We start from the raw sequence: 18,135 nt of genomic DNA, 5'->3' as shown, positions 1-18,135 counted from the left end.
CCGCTTCCCTTAGTGGTGCAGCTGCATCCGCTGGAGGACGGTGGCTGAGATTTCCTCGACCGACATGGATGCGGAATTCACGTACGGCACGCGGTTGGCCCGGTACATGTCCTCGGCGTTGCGCAGCTCGTAGGTGCACTGGGTCAGCGATGCGTAGTTGCTCCCGGGGCGGCGCTCCTGGCGAATCTGGCTGAGCCGAACCGGCTGGGAGGTCAGGCCAAAGCATTTGTGCGAGAACGGCAGCAGTGGTTTCGGCAGGGACAAGGTGTCAAAGTCTTCCTCCACCAGGGGGAAGTTCGCGGCGAGGATGCCGTGCTGCAGCGCCAGGTACATGGTGGTGGGGGTTTTGCCGCAGCGTGACGGGGCGATGAGGATCAGTTCGGCGCGCTCCAGGGCGCGCAGTGACTGGCCGTCATCGTGCTCTATCGCGTATTCGACGGCGGCCATCCGCGACTGGTAGCGGACGGCGTCACCCACGCCGTGGGCCTGGCCCGGCTGGCCGCTGGCGGAGGATCCAAGCGCCCCTTCCAGCTGCCCGATGTGCGCGCCGAACAGGTCGAAAAAGTGCCCCCGGCTACGGGCCAGGACGGAGCGGATGTCAGGGCCGACGGCGGTGGAAAAGACGATGGGCCGCGGCCCGCTGTCGGCGAGCCGGTCGATGACGGCTACCACCTCGTGCGCCTGCTCCACGGTGGTGATGAACGGAATCGTCCGGCGCTCCAGGTGACGCGACGGGAACTGCGTGAGCAGGGTGTTGCCGAGCGTTTCGGCTGTGATGCCGGTGCTGTCCGAGAGGAAGAACACCGTGGGGGCGGACGGGTTGCCCGCCCCCACGGCATCCAGCTGGGGTTCCGCCATTTAGACGGCTGAGCGGTTGCCGGAGCGGGTGCCGGTGCGGGCCAGGCGCAGCCAGGTTTCGGTCACGGCATCCGGGTTCAGCGAGATGGAGCTGATGCCCTGGTCCAGCAGCCACTCCGCGAAGTCCGCGTGGTCGCTGGGGCCCTGGCCGCAGATCCCGACGTACCGGCCCTTGGCGCGGCAGGCGGCGATGGCCATCTCGAGGAGCCGGGTGACGGCGGGGTTGCGCTCATCGAAGCCCTCGGCCACCAGGGCCGAGTCGCGGTCAAGGCCCAGGGTGAGCTGGGTCAGGTCGTTGGAGCCGATGGAGAAGCCGTCGAAGTACTCCAGGAACTCATCGGCCAGCAGGGCGTTGGCGGGCAGCTCGCACATCATCACGATTTCCAGCCCGTTTTCGCCCCGGCGCAGCCCGTTGGCGGCGAGGAGTTCGGTGACGCCGCGGGCCTCGTCCAGGGTGCGGACGAACGGAACCATGATCTTGATGTTGGTCAGGCCCATCTCGTTACGCACGTACTTCAGGGCCTCGCACTCGAGTTCGAACGCCTGGCGGAACGATTCCGACAGGTACCGGGACGCGCCCCGGTACCCGATCATCGGGTTCTCCTCGGACGGCTCGAACGCCGGGCCGCCCACCAGGTTGGCGTACTCGTTGGACTTGAAGTCGGAGAGCCGGATGATCACAGGTTCCGGCGCGAAGGCCGCGGCGATAGTGGAGATGCCCTCAGCCAGGCGTTTGATGTAGAAGTCCCTGGGGCCGTCGTAGGCTGCGGTCATTTCGCGGATCTGCCGCACGGTGTAGTCCGAAAGCGAGGCAGGACGTTCAATTTCCCCGGCCACCGCCAGCAGGGCGTTGGGGTGTATGCCGATCTGCCTGTTGATGATGAACTCCAGGCGGGCCAGGCCCACTCCATGGTGCGGCAGGCGCGCGAAGCTGAAGGCCTGCTCGGGTGTGCCCACGTTCATCATGATCTTCACCGGCGCCGGCGGCATGGTCTCCAGGCTGGTCTCCTGCAGGGTGTAGTCCAGCAGTCCCTCATACACAAAGCCCGCCTCGCCCTCGGCACAGGAAACGGTGACCGGCGTACCGTCGGCCAGGACCCGGGACGCATTGCCGGTACCCACGACGGCCGGGATGCCGAGTTCGCGGGCGATGATCGCCGCGTGGCAGGTGCGTCCGCCGCGGTCCGTGACGATGGCGGCGGCCTTCTTCATGATCGGTTCCCAGTCGGGGTCGGTCATGTTGGCCACCAGGACGTCACCCTCCTGGAAGGAAGCCATCTGGTCGATGGAAGTAAGCACCCGCACCTGGCCGGCGCCAATGCGCTGGCCAATGGCCCGGCCCTCGGCCAGGACTGCCGAGCGCTCGGTGAGTGTGTAGCGCGAAATGGTGCCGGAGGCTTTCCGCGATTCGACGGTTTCGGGCCGGGCCTGGAGGATGTACAGCTCCCCGTCCACCCCGTCCTTACCCCACTCGATGTCCATCGGGCGGCCGTAGTGCTTCTCAATGGCCAGGGCGTGCCGGGCCAGCTGCTCCACCTCGGCGTCGGTGAGGCTGAAGCGGCGGCGCAGGTCCGCCGGTACGGGGACGAAGTCCACGGTCTTTCCGACTTCCTCGGATTCCGTGTAGATCATCTGGACCGCTTTCTCGCCCAGGCCGCGCTTGAGCACCGCCGGCCGGCCGGCAACCAGGGCCGGCTTGTGGACGTAGAACTCGTCCGGGTTCACGGCGCCCTGGACCACGGCCTCGCCCAGGCCATAGGACGAGGTGATGAAAACGGCGTCGGTGAAGCCCGTCTCGGTGTCCATCGTGAACATGACGCCGGACGCGCCGACGTCGGAACGCACCATGCGCTGGACGCCCGCCGACAGAGCCACCTCGGAGTGGGTGAAGCCGTGGTGGACGCGGTAGGCGATGGCGCGGTCGTTGTAGAGCGAGGCGAAAACGTCCTTGATCGCGAGCAGGATGTTGTCGATGCCCCGGATGTTCAGGAAGGTCTCCTGCTGCCCGGCGAACGAGGCATCGGGCAGGTCCTCGGCCGTGGCGCTGGAACGCACTGCCCAGGACACATCGCCGCCGTGCTCGTCGGTAAGGCGGCTGTACGCGGTGCGGATCTGCTCCTCGAACCCGGTGGGGAACGGAGTCTTCTTAATTAGCTCGCGGATCTGCTGCCCGGCGACGGCCAAAGCGGCAACATCGCCGCTGTCCAGGCCCGCCAGGATGTCCTCGATCCGGGTGTCCAGGCCGGATTCAGCCAGGAACCGCCGGTAGGCGTCGGCGGTGGTGGCAAAACCGCCCGGTACTTTCACCCCCGCCGAGGCAAGGTTCCGGACCATTTCTCCAAGCGAGGCGTTCTTGCCGCCAACCTGGTCGAGGTCGGACAGGCCGAGGTCGGAAAACCAGAGAACGTCAGTCATAGGTGGTGCTCCTCCATTGGGCACGCGCTGACAAGCGCTGCAAAAAGTTGTGATGCAAGGTTTGTCAGGAGTGCAGCGAAGAAGCAAACGGATGTGATGCGCGCAACACGTAATGAAAGTAATGAAAAGTCACCAAGACACCAGGTCATTGGGTGGAAGGCGGCCGCTTAGACGGCGAGTACCTGCTTCTCGGCAACGGCGTGGACGGGAGCAACGGCATGTATTGACGCTGCGGCAGGCCGGGGAGCCACCGCGGGAATCGAGCCGGTCAGGACTTCAACAACAGCCAGCTGGCCGGTGGTGTCCGGGACTCCGGGGTACTGCACCTGCGGCTCTTCCACCGGAGCCACGGCCGGCTCCGCCTTCCGCATACGGACCAGGGCGATGGCCGAGATCAGGAACCAGGCCACGTTGGTGACTACCGAAGGCCACGCCCCATGGAACGAGCCATTAATGATGAACGCCACGGAGCCGAAGAGGTTCGCGATCTGGAAGCCTTTGCCGGCCTTCAACCAGCCCATGGAAACAGCCAAATACGCGCTGAGAATCGCAACCGCCCCTGCCCAGCCGGCGATTTCCCACAGCAGTTCCATGGCTTCCTTTCAAGATGACCCGCACAGAATTTGGGCAGGGCTATCGATAGTAACGAAGGTTTGTTTTCGCCTGATGCTGCGTTTGCTCGAGCCCGTTGTGGGCGAGGACTGCCGGCCGGCGGGACAATCATATCCCGCAGGGAAGCGCGGTTTTGGCCGGGGAAGCGTGATGCTGCGCACGTCTGGACAAGACCCTTGCCGCGTAGCACGATCTGAGGTGTGACCTCCCCTCCTGCCGACCCGTACCTGCGTGAACTGGTCCGGCTGAGGCGCGTCAAGGACCGGATGGACCGGGAGTATGCACAGCCGCTCAACGTCGAAGCACTGGCCCGGGACGTCCACATGTCCGCCGGCCACTTCAGCCGCCGCTTCAAGCTCGCTTACGGCGAATCGCCGTACAGCTACCTCATGACCCGCCGCATCGAACGCGCGATGGCGCTCCTCCGCAAAGGGGGCCTCAGCGTCACCGAGGTGTGCTTCGCCGTCGGCTGCTCCTCGCTGGGCACCTTCAGCACCCGCTTCACTGAACTGGTGGGCATGCCGCCCAGCGTCTACAGACAGGAGGCGGAACGGTCGACGGCGGGCATCCCCGCCTGCGTGGAAAAACAGGTCAGCAGACCGGTCAGGAATCGAGAAGCACCGGCTGCGGGGGCGTTACTAGCATGACTGCCATGAACATCACCATCTCCTCCAGCTTCCTTCCGCACACCGATCCTGACGCCTCGATCGCGTTCTACCGGGACGCCCTTGGCTTCGAGATCCGCAACGACGTAGGCCGTGGCACCATGCGCTGGGTCACCGTTGGCCCGGCGGACCAGAAGGACGTCTCCATCGTCCTCTACCCGCCTGCAGCCGACCCCGGAGTCACGGACGACGAACGCCGCACCATCGCCGAGATGATGGCCAAGGGCACCTTCGCCACCGTGGTCCTCTCCTCCCCCGACGTGGATGCCGCGTTCGCCCAAGTGGAAGCGAGCGGGGCCGACGTCGTGCAGGAACCCATTGACCAGCCGTACGGCATCCGGGACTGCGCCTTCCGCGACCCCGCCGGCAACACCGTCCGCATCAACCAGCAGCCCTAAGAACAGAACAACGACGGCGGGAGGTGCTGCGGGCGCGGCACCTCCCTCCACTTCCTACAGATGGAGACCCGATGAGTACGGACACGAGTACGGACACTCGGCAGGAAGGCCTGCACGCCGCCGACAGCCACGACCTCATTCGGGTGCAGGGGGCGCGCGAAAACAACCTGAAGGACGTCAGCCTGGAACTGCCCAAGCGGCGGCTGACGGTGTTCACGGGGGTGTCCGGCTCGGGTAAAAGCTCGCTGGTGTTCGCCACCATCGCCGCCGAATCCCAGCGCATGATCAACGAAACGTACAGCGCATTCGTGCAGGGGTTCATGCCCAGCCTCGCCCGCCCGGACGTGGACCGGCTCGAAGGGCTCACGACGGCGATCATCGTGGACCAGGAGAGGATGGGCGCCAACCCGCGCTCCACGGTAGGCACCGCCACGGACGCCAACGCCATGCTGCGGATCCTGTTCAGCCGCCTGGGCCAGCCCTACGTCGGCCCGCCTACCGCGTTCTCCTTCAACGTCCCCACCCGCAAGGCCAGCGGCATCATGAGCACCGAAAAGGGCGGCCGGGTGGAAAAGAACGTGGTCCGGCAGGTGACGTACCTCGGCGGCATGTGCCCGCGCTGTGAGGGCATGGGCAATATCAGCGACATCGACCGGACGGCCCTTTATGACGACTCCAAGTCGCTCAACGAAGGCGCCCTGACCGTGCCCGGCTACTCGATGGACGGCTGGTACGGCCGCCTGTTCGAGGGCATGGGCCTTCCAATGGACAAGCCCATCGCGAAGTTCACCGCCAGGCAACTGGACACGATGCTGTACGCCGAGCCCACCAAGATCAAGGTGGAGGGCGTCAACCTCACCTTCGAGGGGATCATCCCGAAGATCCAGAAGTCGATGCTGTCCAAGGACGTTGAGGCGATGCAGCCGCATGTCCGCCGCTTTGTGGAGCGTGCGGTCACCTTCACCGTCTGCCCGGACTGCAACGGGACCCGGCTGACGCCGGAGGCCCTCTCGTCCAGGATCAAGGGCAAGAACATCGCGGACTTGTGCCGCATGCAGATCAGCGACCTCGCGGAGTGGGTGCGGGAACTGGACGAGCCTTCGGTCCGGCCGCTGCTGGCCGGGCTCCGGGACCTGCTTGATTCCTTCACCGAAATCGGGCTGGGGTACCTTTCGCTTGAGCGGCCGGCAGGCACCCTCTCCGGCGGTGAAGCCCAGCGCACCAAGATGATCAGGCACCTGGGGTCCTCGCTGACGGACGTCACGTATGTCTTCGACGAGCCCACCATCGGTTTGCACCCGCACGACATCGAGCGGATGAACAACCTCCTGCTGCAGCTGCGGGACAAAGGCAACACCGTCCTGGTGGTGGAGCACAAGCCGGAGACGATCGCGATCGCCGATCACGTCGTCGACCTCGGTCCCCTGGCCGGTTCCGGCGGCGGCGCGATCGTCTACGAGGGCGACGTCGACGGGCTGCGGTCCAGCGATACAGTCACCGGCCGCCACCTGGACGACCGCGCCCGGCTGAGGGAGTCGCCCCGGCAAGCCGCCGGGGCACTGGAGGTGCGCGGCGCCTCCACCAACAACCTGCGCAATGTGGATGTGGACGTACCGCTGGGTGTGCTCTGCGTGGTGACAGGTGTGGCGGGGTCCGGCAAGAGCTCCCTGATCCACGGCTCACTGGCGGACCGCGAAGGCATCATCGTCATCGACCAGGGTGCCATCAAGGGATCGCGGCGCAGCAACCCCGCCACGTACACCGGGCTCCTGGAGCCGGTCCGCAAGGCCTTTGCGAAGGCGAACGGCGTGAAGCCTGCCCTGTTCAGCTCCAACTCGGAAGGTGCCTGCCCCACCTGTAACGGCGCCGGCGTCATCTTCACCGAGCTGGGGGTCATGGCCACGGTGGAATCGCCCTGCGAGGACTGCGAGGGCCGCCGGTTCCAGCCCGCGGTGCTGGAATACACGCTGGGCGGCAGCAACATCGCCGAGGTGCTGGCGATGTCCGTCGAGGAAGCACTGGCGTACTTCGCCGACGGGGAGGCAAAGACCCCGGCCGCGCACAAGATCCTTGAGCGGCTCGCCGACGTCGGGCTCGGCTACATCACGCTCGGCCAGCCCCTCACCACGCTGTCCGGAGGCGAGCGCCAGCGGCTGAAGCTGGCCACCCAGATGGCCGAAAAAGGCGACGTCTATATCCTGGACGAGCCCACGACGGGCCTGCACCTGGCCGACGTCGAGCAGCTCCTGGGCCTGCTGGACCGGCTGGTGGAGTCGGGCAAGTCGGTGGTTGTGATCGAGCACCACCAGGCGGTGATGACGCACGCGGACTGGATCATCGACATCGGCCCGGGAGCAGGGCACGACGGCGGCACGGTGGTTTTCGAGGGAACGCCGGCTGACCTCGTGGCCCGGCGGGCGACGCTCACCGGGCAGCACCTGGCGGCGTACGTCGGTGGTTGAGCCCGGGACTACGGCCGCAGGGTTCCCTGGCCGGGCTTGCGAGGTTAGGGAGCGGTTGGGGACCGACACCCGGCCCGTGGAAATTTTCCGCTACGACGTCGAAATCCTGCACTTGCTGGTGTCCCCCGCGCACGCCTACTTCGGCCGGGCGCGGGACGGCGCAGCGGATGTGCCCACCACCGATGCTTCGCAGGTGGAGGTGGTGGAGGGCAAGGGCATCGTGGGTGACCGGTTCTTCGGCAAGGCCGCCCACATGGACGCGGCGGTGACCCTGTTCGCCGTCGAATCACTCGAAGCCATTGCGGCCGAACTTGGTGCCGGGCCATTCGATCCCCTGCTGACCCGGCGGAACGTCGTACTGCGCGGCGCCCAGCTGGCTCCGCTGCTGGGAAAGGATTTCGCGCTCGAGTCGGGCGGGGACGCGGTGCTTTTCCACGGCGGGCGTCACGCCCAGCCCTGTGCCTGGATGAACGAGATGCTTGCCCCCGGCGCCCATCCCGCAATGCGCGGACGGGGCGGCATCCGCTGCCGTGCCGTCTCCAGCGGCCTCCTGCACCGCGGCCCTGCCGTACTGGTCAGCCCGGTGCCGCTGGATCCGGAACAGGCCGGCGTACCCAACCTGCTCCGGCCCGGCCGGCTGCCGTAAGCCTTGCGCAAGCGGGAGCAGATTGCTTAACCTGTTCTCCCGGAGGGGAGTATCCCCGACCCCCGTCCATCGTCAATACGAAGGCCCCAGTGCCTTCCGGTGGACAGGCCAGGCAATGGCCGGGAGAGACCTCCAGTTGGTAACTACTGACTGGAAGCAGGTGCTCCATGAATGTCCCCCCGTGGATGTGGTTCGCTGTCGTCGGATTCATCCTCCTAATGCTCGTTGCGGACCTCGTTGCCCACCGGCACGCCCACGTCATCTCCGTCCGTGAAGCCGCGGCCTGGTCCGCAGTATGGGTGCTGTTCGGTGTAGCGTTCGGCGGCCTCGTGTGGAGCATGTACGGGGCAGAGCTCGGGCAGCAGTACTTCGCCGGCTACCTGATCGAGAAATCACTCGCTGTGGACAACGTCTTCGTCTGGGCGATCATTTTCACCTTCTTCGCCGTTCCGCGCGAATACCAGCACCGGGTCCTCTTCCTCGGCGTCCTCGGCGCGCTGGTCTTCCGCGGCCTGTTCATTGCGGCGGGTTCAGCGATCATTGCCAGTGCCGGTTGGGTCCTCTACCTTTTCGCGGCGTTCCTGCTCTTCACGGGGTACCGGATGCTAAAGCAAAGGAACGAACACATCGATCCTGCGAAGTCCCGGGTGCTGAAGCTGTTCCGCCGGCATGTGCCGATGACGGACGCCTTCCACGGCCAGCGGTTCCTCATCAGGAAAAGGGGCATTGTCCTGGCCACTCCCCTGCTGGCGGTACTTGTCCTGGTGGAGGTCACGGACGTCATCTTTGCCGTCGATTCCATCCCCGCCATCTTCGCCGTCACGGACGAGGTCTTCCTCGTGTTCACCGCCAACGCCTTCGCCATCCTGGGGCTCCGCGCCATGTACTTCCTGCTGGCGGACCTCATCCACCGCTTCGTGTACCTGAAGGCGGGGCTCGCACTGGTGCTGGTGTGGGTGGGCATCAAAATGGCGCTCAAGATTGACGTCTACTACATCCCGACGCCGGTGTCCCTCGCCGTTATTACCGTGATCCTGGGGGCCTCCATCGTGGCGAGCCTTCTTGCCACCCGCGGCCAGGTCCGGCATGAGCCGCCCGCACCCGCTGTTCCGCCGTTCCGCCGGGCCACGGAGGAGGAGCTCCGCGAGCTGGAGCCTCTGTGGGGCAGGGCACGCAGCGTAGGGGAAGAGACCCTGAAGTAGCCTGTTGCAGCTAACCGTCCAGCCGCACCCCACGAAGCAGCGCCATCGTCCCGCCCACCACAACGGCTGAAGCAAGGAAGACCCCGGCGGCGCCAAGCCCTGCCGCGACAACACCGATCGCGCTGGGCAGCACCACCTGCCCCACCCGGTTCCCGGCCAGTCTTAGGGCAAGCGCACGGCCGCGCTGGCCTGCCGGAGCCTGGGACGACAGCCAGGACATGGTGAGGGGCTGGCCGATGCCAAGACCCAGCCCGAGGACGGCCATGACAACAAACAGCAGCCAGGCCGGCATGGGAATCGCGGCGGCCGCCAACGCGACGGTGGACACTGCGAGGCTCACCACCAGCAGCCGCATCCGGCCGATCCTCCGGGAAATCCGGCCGAGGAGGAGCCGGGAGACCATTGAAAACACCGCCCGGACGGTGAGCATGGCGCCGACTGTGGCGGCGGTCAGCCCCCGGTCGGTGCCAAGCGCCGGGAGATAGACCATGGTCAGGTCCACCACGGCCAGGACAGTGGCGCTGGTGGCCAATGCGCGGGCAACACCGGGAGCCTTGAGCAACGAGAGAGCACTGGCTTTGCCACCACCGGCGGCAACAGCCTTGCGCTTGCCTCCGCTGACCTCCGCGGAGACCACGAAGGTAGTCACGAAAAGTACCAGGCTCATGCATACGGACAAGAGGAAGATCACCTGGGTGTCCGGGCGGACGGAAGCGCCACCTACTACGGAAATTGCCATCGGTCCCAGCGCCTGCCCCAGCGATGCCGCGAATGTCAGGTACCCGAAGGCCGAATCCATCCGGGAGGAAGCTGCGTTGTTGGCCACCACAGCCTGTTGTCCCACCACGCAGGCCAGCTGGCCGGCGCCCAGCAGGGCAGTTCCGATGACGAGCGTGAAGATCGATGAACCTCCAAGCAGCAGGAAGGCCGAGCAGGCGAGGACGACGGCGGACCCGATCGCCATCAGCCGCCGTTCACCCAGGCGGTCCACCAGGCCGCCCGTGGGCACGGCGAGCAGCAGGGGAAAGACGGCGTAGCTGGCAGCCAGAAGCCCCAGCGCAAAGCCGGGAACGTCCAGCTCGAGGGCCCGGTAGGTGGCGGCCGGACGGACGAGGAACGTGACGGCCTGGATCAGCGCGGAGTGTGTAAGGAGGGCAGCAGAAGAGCGGCGTCCGAGTTCACCAATCATGAGATTCCGGGACCGTTGCCGGACATAGCGCGCAGGGCCGCGTCCCGGGCGGCCATGACATGGTCGAAGGCAATTTTGGCAGCCTTCTCCGGATCGCCGCCGGCCACTGCATCCACCAGCGTCCGGTGCTGGCTGAGGGCCTGGTCCCGCCGCTCCCGGGTGCTGTTGGTGAAGTGCCGGTACCGCTCCATCTGGCTGGAGACCTGGTCATGGAACCGCCGGGCCCAGGAGTTCCCGGCGATTCCGGCGATCTTTGCGTGCAGCGCCATACCCTGCTGCATCGCGTCATCGGCGAACTCCACCATGGCGGCGTTACGGGCAAGGATGCCGTGAAGCGCTTCGATGTCCGCCGCCGTTGCTTTCAGGCAGGCGTTGCGCGCCATCAGGGACTCCATTGCGGCCCGGACCTCGTACAGTTCGGAGATCATGCTCTCGTCCAGCACGGGAACCAGCACACCGCCGGTGGGCTGCTGCTCCAGGAGGTTTTCTGAAATAAGCCGGCGCACGGCCTCCCGCAGCGGCGTGCGGCTGACCCCAAGGGCCGTCGCCATCGCAGGTTCATAGATCCGCTCCCCCGGTTTCAGCTCCAGCGTCAGGATCTGCCGTTTCAGCTCGACGTAAGCCACATGGGCACCGGTGTTCCGGGCGGGGCTATCAGGCACGGATGCGACCTTCCACAAAAAACTGTACTTGTATACATTTATACATCAGTGGTCCCTGGCATAGCGAAAGGAGGAGACCGCGGCTGCGGTCCCCTCCTTTTTCATTACGCCAATCAGTGAGCAGTCAGGCCTTTCGCGCCTCGAGGTCCTCCAGCGACTTGCCCCTGGTGTCCGAGGACATCAGCGTGGCCACCGTGGAGACCAGGCAGATACCGAAGGTGACCAGGCCGATGATGAGCGGGACGTTCGCGGAGCCGGGAGGGGCGATGGCGGTGAAGATGCTCGGGAAGAATGAGGCGATCATCAGGCCGATGTTCTGCGAGACGGCGAAGCCGGTCACGCGGATCCGCATGGGGAACTGCTCCTGGAAGAAGGTGGCGAACGTGGCGTTCCACATTTGGAAGAAGATGCCCTGCACAATCACGACGCAGACGAAGACCAGCGGCAGGCTGCCCTGCTCTATCGCCCACAGGTACCCCGGCACCAGGAGGCCGCCGGCAATTCCGCCGGCTGCCATCAGCGTCCGCCGTCCGATCCTGTCGGACAGTGCCCCGAACAGCGGGATGGTGACCACTGCCGCAATGTTGGCCACCAGGGTAACCCAAAGGAAGTCGCTGCTGGAGAAGCCGTTGCCGTACCCTTCCTGGGTGGCGTAGGAGACACCGAAGATGAGGGTGGCCATCCCGATGACGTTGGTGAAGGTCATGGCAACACACCGGACCAGGACGCCCGGGCGTGTGCGCAGCAGGTCAATAAGCGGGAAACGCTGCTTCACTTCAGCCTCGCCGGACTGCGCGGCGTAGGCGGGCGGCTCCTGCACCCGCCGGCGGATGACGTAGCCGGCAAGGATCACGACGGCGCTGAGCAGGAACGGGATGCGCCAGCCCCAGGCGCCGAACTGGTCGGCCGGAAGAATCGCAGCAAGCGGAAGCAGCACGGCGGTGGCCAGGATGGAGCCCACCTGGGTTCCCTGCAGGCTGAAGCTGGCAAAGAAACCGCGCCTGGCATCGGGTGAGTGCTCAACGATCATGGCGCTCGCGCCGCCCAGCTCGCCCGCCACCGCAAAGCCCTGGACCAGGCGGAGGATCACCAGGAGGATGGGTGCCAGGATGCCCACCTGGCTGTACGTGGGCAGAAGACCCACAGCGAAGGTGGCAAAGCCCATCAGCAGCATCGCAAAGACCAGCACGCTCTTGCGCCCGTGCCGGTCACCGTATGCCCCCAGGACCACGGCGCCGATGGGGCGGGAAACGTAGCCGACGGCGTAGGTGGCGAGTGAGGCGATGATGCCGACCGTCGGGTTCTCGGACGGGAAGAAGATGGTGGGGAAGATCAGCGTTGCCGCGAGCGAGTACAGCGCGAAGTCGTAGTACTCGAGGGCGCTTCCGATCCAGCCGCTCATGGCAGCCTTCCGCGGATCCCGCGCACCGGCCCCGGCCCCGTGGCTTGGCCGGGCAATGCTGGTTGGGGTAATGCTCATGGGCTGATGTCCTTCGGCTTCATTGGCAAGGAACCGGAGCAGGCCGGCCTTTGAATCGATTCACTACTTTAGGACGTGACGCCTGTTACGTCAATGGGCAAGCGTTATCCCACCGCGACTTCCCGGGGAACTGGTTACGTCAGGGCGTCCGCGCCATCTGAACCGTGGTGTCTTCGGTCGAGTGCGCGACGACATTTCCATGCAGTCATAGCCCAGGCGGCGCGGCGCTTTGTCGGCGGGCGGGCCTAGACTCGGTGGCATGAGCGAAAACAAGGAAACCCTTGGCAGCCCCACACCGGAACCGGACGCCGGCCTGAACCGCGACCCCGAGGACTGGATCACCGGCGACGAACCCATGACAGCCGCGCAGCGCAGCTACCTCGATACGCTGGCACGCGAAGCGGGGGAAGAACTGCCGGCGGATCTCAGCAAGGCTGAGGCATCCAAGCACATCGACCGGCTGCAGCAGAAAAGCGGCAGGGTGTCAGGGGACGGCGACAGTTCCGGCGGCTAAACCGCCGGCACAAAAACGAAAAAGGCCTACCAGGCCTGGTGTTCCCGCGTGAGCCCGAAGGGAACGGTCTCGCTCAGGGCCACGGTGAACGTGTTGGCTGCGTGCCGGGTAACCAGGATGCCTTGCCGCCTGTCGGCAAGGGCATGCGCCTTGGCGGCGGAGACGGCGGCGTCGAGTTCGCTGTCCATGCTCTGGCGGTCGGCGACGGTCAGGGTGAGCGGGAAGTTCATGGGTAAAGCCTTTGAGACGGGGGTCATTGGTGGGTACAACTACCTGCGCTCCCCCTGGCCGCAGGTGAAGTAAGGCACTTTCGCACCCAACTCATGGTCCGCCAGCGCTTCAACCCCAGCAACTTGAAAAATCTACTAACGAGTAACCGCAGGTCAGCGCGGTCGCCGGCCCGCCAGCTGCTGTGGAATTACGGTCCATCGAGGCGGTCAATTAGAGTTGAACCCGGGGCGAAGGCTGGTTTTCAGTTGGCTCCAACGCCACAAAACACCCGCCCCGCGGCAGAACCCGGCACCTGCGCCACACTATCCGTGTGCCACGACTGACAAGGATCCCGCCATTTCCACCGACGCTTTCTTCGGCAATCTCACCAGGATCCGCAACGTCATCCTCCCCGCTCCCGCCCGCTCCCGGCTGAACACGGGCCGTGGGCTGCTGGGCGGCTTCATCGTGGTCCACCTCGTTTTCCTGATCTTCGCGGCTTCGCTTTCGCTCCGCGGCGAAGCTTTTAGCGACACCTTCATCTACCGTGACTGGGCCATGGCCGGTTTCGACGACGCCAACCTGTCCGGCGGCCCCAGCCCCTGGGTTTACCCCATCCTCGCGCTCATTCCCATGGCCATTGCCGGGATGGCCGGACCCGGGCCGTTCTTTTTCCTCTGGGTCCTGATGACCACGCTGCTCAACGGCTGGGCGCTCCTCAAACTCACGGCCCGCGGCCGTCACACCGAAGCCATCCCGGCCGGCTGGTGGTGGCTCGTCTTCACCTTCCTGATGGGCTGGCTCGGCTTCGCACGGGTGGACGGCCTTACCGCGCCGCTGGTCCTCGTCGCCCTCGCGTACGGCGTGAACCGGCCCTTTGTCGCCTCCGTCCTGCTCGCCGTCGGCACCTGGGTCAAGGTCTGGCCTGCCGCCGTAATGCTCGCCCTCTTCGCCGTCGTGAAGAACCGCCTGCTGGTGGTGCTGGCAGGATTTACGACGACGGCCGTCGTCGTTGCGCTGGCCGCTGCGGTGGGCAGCGTCCCCAAGCTGCTGAACTTCCTCACCCAGCAGGGCGACCGCGGCATGCAGCTGGAAGCCACCTTCACCACGCCCTGGCTCTGGCTGTCGGTTCTGAACGAGGGCGGTTCACGCATGTACATGAACACGGACATCAACTCCATGCAGGTGGACGGCCCGGGTACCGGGGTCATGTCCGTGCTCATGCAGCCGCTGCTGATCCTCGCCGCCCTGCTGGTGGCGGGGATGACCTTCTGGGCCCTGCACAACGGAAAGCAGCACAACGGAAAGCTGGGCGGCGGTGTGGACAGGACCGAACTGCTCCTGGCCGGTGCGCTGACCCTGGCCACCGCGTTCGTTGTCTTCAACAAGGTCGGCTCCCCGCAGTTCATGGTGTGGCTCGCCCCCGCCGTCGCCGTCGGCCTTGCCCACAACTGGCGGGACTGGCGGATCCCTGCCACCATGCTGATTGTCATCGCGGTGGCCACCTACTTCATCTACCCGCTCTTTTACGATGCGCTGAGCCACAACAACCCCTGGATGGCGCTGGTGCTCACCATCCGAAACGTCCTGCTGGTGGTCCTGTTCCTTTGGAGCGTCCGCCGGCTGTACTCGCTCGGCAAGAAGGCCCCGGCGGCCGCCCCCGCGCTCAAGGAGTCCTGAGATTTCCACGAGGTTCTTTGACCGCCTGGTCACCGTCCGCAGCAAAGTCCTTCCCGCCAGGGTGGTGGACTGGTTCGCCCGCCCCTCCAGCGTGTGGTGGGGATTCGCCGTCGTGCATCTGTACTTTTTGGGCTGGATGGCGTCCTTCTTCCTGCACGGTGACACCTTCAGCGACACCGAGCAGTACCGCCAGTGGGCCCTGGACGGGTACAACCCCACCAACCTGGACGGCAAGATCAGCCCCTGGGTCTACCCTGTGCTGGCACAGCTTCCCATCTTCCTGGCGAACATCGCCGGGCCCAGCCTCTACCTGCTGGTCTGGTTCCTCATCATCACGGCGCTCAATGCCGCCGCCCTGCTGTTCCTGACCCGGGGCCCACGGAAGGTGAGCGGGATCGCCCCGGCCTGGTGGTGGCTGTTCTTCAGTGTGTTCATGGGGTACCTCAGCTTCGCCCGGGTTGAAGGCATCACCGCCCCCATCGTCCTGGTCGCCCTGCTCTGCGCGGCGCAGCGGCCGGTGGTGGCGGGCGTCCTGCTCAGCATCGCCACCTGGATCAAGGTGTGGCCCGCGGCCGTGCTGGCGCCGATTGTCATCGCCAGCCGGAAGCGCGTCCAGGTGGTGCTTTCCGGCGTCGCGGTCACCGCCGTCGTGACGGTTGGGACCTGGCTGTCGGGCGGCCTGCCGCACATCCTGGACTTCCTCCTCAACCAGGGCGAACGCGGCATGCAGCTCGAAGCCACGTTCTCCACGCCGTGGGTGTGGCTGAGCGTGTTCAACATCGCCGGCTCCAGGATGGCGGACAACACCGCCATCAATTCCACGGAGGTCTACGGACCGGGTGCCAGCACCGCTGCGTTCCTGATGCAGCCGCTGCTCATCCTCGCTGCGGTGGGCGCTGCCATCCTCTTGGTCCGCGCGCTGAACCGCGGTGCCGAGCGCGAGGAACTGTTCCTCGAGGGCGCCCTCATGATGGTCACGGCGTTCATCGTCTTCAACAAGGTTGGCTCCCCGCAGTTCATCATCTGGCTGGCGCCGGTGATCATCGCCGGCCTCACGCACGACTGGGAACGCTGGAAGGTTCCGGCGGCGCTCCTGATGGGCATCGCCATGACCACCTTCGTGATCTACCCGCTGTTCTACACCCCTCTAATCCATGCCCACCCGGTTATGGCGGCTGTCCTGACCACCCGGAACGTGCTCCTGGTGGTCCTGCTCTGGTGGTCGGTGAAACGGACGGCCGAGCTGGGCCGGAAGGCTCCGGCGCAGGTTCCGGCGGGGGCCTAACGCATTTCGGCCTGGTCCACCGCGTCCTTGCCGACGGCGGCCTGCGCACCTTTCGGGCCAACGGCGGCTGCGCGGCGGGCCGCTTCTGCCCGCTGGGTACGCCACTCCAGCAGCCGCTTCCAGCCCCTCCGGGCAAGGTCGAGCGGCCTGCCCTCGATCAGCAGCTTCCGTGTATGCACGTCGAGGAATAGAAGGTAGAACGTAAAGGCGAGCGCGGTGAAGAACGCCAATGTCGATGCGTCGATGGGCAGTTCCACGAAGCCCCACACCGAAAGCTGGTCCTGGGCTCCGAACACCACAAAGAACGTCACGCCCACGTAGAGCGATCGGATCTGCCAGTCGTCCCGGATGCCGGTGACGGCCAGGAACGGCAGGAACCACAGGATGTACCAGGGCTGGATGATGGGTGAAAGCATCACGACGGCGGTGAACGCCAGGGCCATCCGGCGTACCGCCCGGGAGTAGTCACCGCGGAACATCAGCAGCAGGACCAGTGCGATGGCCGTCCACTTCATGCCGGTCCGCAACCAGGTGGCCAGGGTCCCGCCGGGAAGCCCCAGGGCGTTGGCGAGCAATTCCACCTGCTGGCCAATGAAGCCGGACGGTGAATAGCCGGTATAGCCGGGGGTGGGGTCCATGATGGCCCACGTCCAGCCGATGCCCAGGCCGTAGGGGATACCGCTCAGGAGCAGGACTCCGAAACTGAGGGCCGCCGTCGCGCCCCACATCAGGAACCTTCGCGGCCAGGATGCGGACGGCCCCGCCCACATCACGCCGAGAAACGGCAGCAGGAGGACGGTAATGGGCTTGATCCCGATGGATGCCGTCACCAGCAGGATGCCCAGGATGTAGCGGCGGGTGGCGGCCAGGTAGACACCGGCCACGGCCAGGCCCACCATCAGGGCGTCATTGTGGGCGCTCGCGATGAAGCTGATCAGGAACAGCGGATTGGCCACCGCGATCCACAGGGCGCGCGCTCCGTTTATGCCGTGCAGCTCGGCGAGCTTGGGCACGTAAATGACGCACAGGAGGACCCCGGCGCCAGCCAGCAGGCGGAAGAGCAGGACGGAGATATCGGGCTGCGCACCGGTCAAACCGACCACCGCCCGCGCCAGCCACAGGAAGTACGGCCCGTAGGGAGTCCGGTTCTCCGCCCAGGCAGGGTCGGCGCCCAGCGAGAACCAGTTGCTGAGCGTGGAAATGCCCACCTCGTAGGGGTTCTGGCCCTCCTGGACCAGCCGCCCCTGCCCGGTGTAGGCGTAGACGTCCCGGGAGAAGACCGGCACGCAAAACAGCAGCGGCAGGGACCACGCGGAGATGGCGGTCACCACGGACCGCAGCGACGACTTTCCCCACTCCGCGAGGCGCTGCCCCAGCCGCAGCCAGGACCGAATCAGCACCATGGCGCCAACGGTCAGCAGGACGGTGGAGACGGCAACGCCCCAGCCTTCGGTGCGGAGCGCGATGACCACCGGCTGGCGGATCATGGGTGAACCCGGGGCAATCCAGCCGGTTCCGATCGAGCCGACGAACATCATGAGGGCGCCAATGAAACCTTCAATGGTGGCCAGGTAGGCGCGGCCTGTGGCGGGCGCGGAGGACTTTACCGGCGCGGCCGGAGTGCTACCCGAAGTCCCGGCGTGTGGCCCGCCTGAAGTCATGATTGTGTCTGGTCCCCTACTTCGTTACGGCGCTGGTTGGACCAGCAAGAAAGCCGCCCTGCAACCCGCCTATTTTATCAGCAGGCCTCAGGGCCGCCGGGGCGGCGCAATCTTCCGTCCGGTAGTGTTGCATGCGCAGCCGGGAGTCACCGGTGCATCTTTTTCTCCACCCAGTTGTCTCCATGACCGCGGCTGG

Annotated in this window: 16 protein-coding genes; 8 read left to right on the top strand and 8 right to left on the bottom strand. The window is 65.9% G+C overall.

The genetic code is table 11. The features are described from left to right. Positions 1–9: 9 nt before the first annotated feature. The 3 genes from ACLH0K_RS01360 to ACLH0K_RS01350 form a co-directional block, all read right to left on the bottom strand. Positions 10–858 carry a pyruvate, water dikinase regulatory protein gene (locus ACLH0K_RS01360; RefSeq protein ID WP_411375088.1) on the bottom strand — a complete coding sequence of 283 codons (849 nt, stop codon included), beginning with the start codon at positions 856–858 and terminating at the stop codon, positions 10–12. After that, positions 859–3,273, bottom strand: a complete 2,415-nt coding sequence (gene ppsA, locus ACLH0K_RS01355) for a phosphoenolpyruvate synthase (protein ID WP_411375087.1) — start codon at positions 3,271–3,273, stop codon at positions 859–861. A gap of 167 nt (positions 3,274–3,440) precedes the next feature. Then, positions 3,441–3,866, bottom strand: coding sequence for a CBU_0592 family membrane protein (locus ACLH0K_RS01350; protein WP_411375086.1), 426 nt, complete (start codon positions 3,864–3,866; stop codon positions 3,441–3,443). Between the two features lie 219 nt (positions 3,867–4,085). On the opposite strand from ACLH0K_RS01350, the gene ACLH0K_RS01345 reads away from it, so the two are divergent. From ACLH0K_RS01345 to ACLH0K_RS01325, 5 genes are all read left to right on the top strand, one after another. Next, on the top strand, positions 4,086–4,532 hold the full coding sequence (locus ACLH0K_RS01345) for a helix-turn-helix transcriptional regulator (RefSeq protein ID WP_411375085.1): 447 nt from the start codon (positions 4,086–4,088) through the stop codon (positions 4,530–4,532). Next, a complete protein-coding gene (locus ACLH0K_RS01340) occupies positions 4,529–4,948 on the top strand; it encodes a VOC family protein (RefSeq protein ID WP_411375084.1) in 420 nt (139 codons plus the stop codon). Before ACLH0K_RS01345 ends, ACLH0K_RS01340 begins: the two co-directional genes overlap by 4 nt. 71 nt (positions 4,949–5,019) lie before the next feature. Continuing rightward, on the top strand, positions 5,020–7,410 hold the full coding sequence (locus tag ACLH0K_RS01335) for an ATP-binding cassette domain-containing protein (RefSeq protein WP_411375083.1): 2,391 nt from the start codon (positions 5,020–5,022) through the stop codon (positions 7,408–7,410). A gap of 55 nt (positions 7,411–7,465) precedes the next feature. After that, positions 7,466–8,056, top strand: a complete 591-nt coding sequence (locus ACLH0K_RS01330; protein ID WP_411375082.1) for an MOSC domain-containing protein — start codon at positions 7,466–7,468, stop codon at positions 8,054–8,056. 167 nt (positions 8,057–8,223) lie between these two features. After that, the gene (locus ACLH0K_RS01325; protein WP_411375081.1) at positions 8,224–9,258 is read left to right on the top strand and encodes a TerC family protein; all 1,035 of its coding nucleotides are present in this window, start codon (positions 8,224–8,226) and stop codon (positions 9,256–9,258) included. 10 nt (positions 9,259–9,268) lie between these two features. Here ACLH0K_RS01325 and ACLH0K_RS01320 read toward each other — a convergent pair whose 3' ends face one another. From ACLH0K_RS01320 to ACLH0K_RS01310, 3 genes are all read right to left on the bottom strand, one after another. After that, positions 9,269–10,447 carry an MFS transporter gene (locus ACLH0K_RS01320; RefSeq protein ID WP_411375080.1) on the bottom strand — a complete coding sequence of 393 codons (1,179 nt, stop codon included), beginning with the start codon at positions 10,445–10,447 and terminating at the stop codon, positions 9,269–9,271. Next, entirely contained in the window at positions 10,444–11,109 is a 666-nt protein-coding gene (locus ACLH0K_RS01315) for a GntR family transcriptional regulator (protein WP_411375079.1), read from the bottom strand. Before ACLH0K_RS01315 ends, ACLH0K_RS01320 begins: the two co-directional genes overlap by 4 nt. Positions 11,110–11,233: 124 nt before the next feature. Continuing rightward, complete coding sequence (locus ACLH0K_RS01310; protein WP_411375078.1) at positions 11,234–12,589, bottom strand: MFS transporter; 1,356 nt, start codon at positions 12,587–12,589, stop codon at positions 11,234–11,236. A 259-nt stretch (positions 12,590–12,848) separates the two neighbouring features. Here ACLH0K_RS01310 and ACLH0K_RS01305 point away from each other — a divergent pair, with 259 nt between their 5' ends. After that, on the top strand, positions 12,849–13,103 hold the full coding sequence (locus ACLH0K_RS01305) for a DUF3072 domain-containing protein (RefSeq protein ID WP_411375077.1): 255 nt from the start codon (positions 12,849–12,851) through the stop codon (positions 13,101–13,103). 26 nt (positions 13,104–13,129) lie between these two features. On the opposite strand, the gene ACLH0K_RS01300 is transcribed toward ACLH0K_RS01305, so the two are convergent. Then, positions 13,130–13,333 (bottom strand): hypothetical protein, encoded by a 204-nt coding sequence (locus tag ACLH0K_RS01300; RefSeq protein WP_411375076.1) that lies wholly within the window; start codon positions 13,331–13,333, stop codon positions 13,130–13,132. 337 nt (positions 13,334–13,670) lie between these two features. Between ACLH0K_RS01300 and ACLH0K_RS01295 the strand changes: the two genes are divergently transcribed. Next, complete coding sequence (locus ACLH0K_RS01295) at positions 13,671–14,993, top strand: glycosyltransferase family 87 protein (protein ID WP_411376529.1); 1,323 nt, start codon at positions 13,671–13,673, stop codon at positions 14,991–14,993. Positions 14,994–15,054: 61 nt separating this feature from the next. Continuing rightward, positions 15,055–16,278 (top strand): glycosyltransferase 87 family protein, encoded by a 1,224-nt coding sequence (locus ACLH0K_RS01290; protein WP_411375075.1) that lies wholly within the window; start codon positions 15,055–15,057, stop codon positions 16,276–16,278. On the opposite strand, the gene mptB is transcribed toward ACLH0K_RS01290, so the two are convergent. Then, the gene (gene mptB / locus ACLH0K_RS01285; RefSeq protein WP_411375074.1) at positions 16,275–17,939 is read right to left on the bottom strand and encodes a polyprenol phosphomannose-dependent alpha 1,6 mannosyltransferase MptB; all 1,665 of its coding nucleotides are present in this window, start codon (positions 17,937–17,939) and stop codon (positions 16,275–16,277) included. The two genes, ACLH0K_RS01290 and mptB, sit on opposite strands and share 4 nt — an antisense overlap. Positions 17,940–18,135: the final 196 nt, after the last annotated feature.

Origin of the sequence: Arthrobacter sp. MPF02, from assembly GCF_046605375.1 — a bacterium.
In the GTDB taxonomy this organism is placed as follows: Bacteria; Actinomycetota; Actinomycetes; order Actinomycetales; family Micrococcaceae; genus Arthrobacter.
The sequence above is the reverse complement of the archived record's forward strand: the minus strand, read 5'-3'. Positions and strand labels throughout refer to the sequence as shown.